Here is a 507-nt window from a genome sequence, read left to right as displayed (position 1 = left end):
CCGCGCTGAACAGGACGGCACTGGCGCTGGCAGCGACGAGACCGGACGTGAGCACTGGGCGAAACGACACAGCCATGGCAAATATCCTCCCTCGTCAATTCCCTGTGTGCCGGTTTTCTGCAATGTTTCGGACGTTCAACCGACGACGGGCACGGCATACTCACAACCGTGGCGCCAAGAAAAGTGCGGGACACATCACCGAAGCCGGAATGGCTGACGCCCAAACAGCAGCGGGCCTGGGTCGCGTACATGCGCGTGCAGCTGCGGATGAGCTACGAGATGAACCGCCAGCTGCAGGCGGAGTCGGGTTTGTCGCTGGCCGACTATGACGTGCTGGTCGCACTCAGCGGAAACCGCGACGAGGGCATGCGGGTGAGCGATCTGGCCGCGCAGATCGGCTGGGAACGCAGTCGCCTGTCACATCAGTTGCGCCGCATGGAGGATCGCGGACTGACCGAGCGCCGGCCCAGCGCCGAGGACGGGCGCACCACCAACGTGGTGCTGACC

The 507-nt window shown here is 64.5% G+C and carries 1 protein-coding gene; it reads left to right on the top strand.

Going from position 1 to position 507, the window contains the following annotated elements:
- Nucleotides 1-267: 267 nt before the first annotated feature.
- Nucleotides 268-507 (top strand): MarR family winged helix-turn-helix transcriptional regulator (locus tag AC1D1T_RS33020; RefSeq protein ID WP_477993591.1); only part of this gene is annotated, 240 nt, incomplete at its 3' end.

It is taken from the genome of Rhizobacter sp. P2_H3, assembly GCF_056403355.1.
Note: the sequence above shows the minus strand (reverse complement) of the source record. Positions and strands in the feature narration are given on the sequence as shown.